Source organism: Vibrio sp. 2134-1 (assembly GCF_033339495.1).
The window spans coordinates 1-514 of record NZ_JAWOUS010000976.1 but is presented as its reverse complement, the minus strand read 5'-3'; the positions used below and the strand labels follow the sequence as shown (position 1 = coordinate 514).

The window sequence follows — 514 nt, the reverse complement described above, 5'->3', positions numbered from 1 at the left end:
ATTACCAAATTGTTTGTAACGCTTGCGGTGGTAGTTGGCAATCTTCAATCTATCGAGCCACTTCATTTATCTCCCCTCTTGCTCACTACAGGCACAATGATCAAATTAAATGGGTAAACAGCCATTTCCTTTTACCTGCCGAATAGCAAGGTGTGTGTGGATGTCTTTGACGTTTTCTAACCTTTGCAGCTTTCTCGTGAAGCTTTCGTATCCGGGAAGATCTTTACTTACCACTTCCAATAAATAATCGTACGCACCAGATACGACGTGACAAGAAATCACCTCATCCATATCGACGATTGCGGTTTCAAACTCATCGATTGACGACGCTTGGTGGTTATTCAAACTCACTTCAACGAACACCGTCATCGCAATACCTACTGCGCCACGAGAGATCATTGCTCGATATCCGCTGATAACCCCTTCTTGTTCAAGACGTTTTAAGCGCCTCGCACATGGTGAAGCAGAGAGCCCTACTTGGTCAGCGAGCTCCGCTGTCGTTAATGTAGCGTCT

Annotated in this window: 1 protein-coding gene; it reads right to left on the bottom strand. The window is 45.3% G+C overall.

The window, feature by feature from the left end:
- Positions 1-105 precede the first annotated feature (105 nt).
- Positions 106-514, bottom strand: a 409-nt coding sequence (locus tag R7R78_RS29570; protein ID WP_225475021.1) for an Lrp/AsnC family transcriptional regulator, incomplete at its 5' end; no start/stop codon positions are given.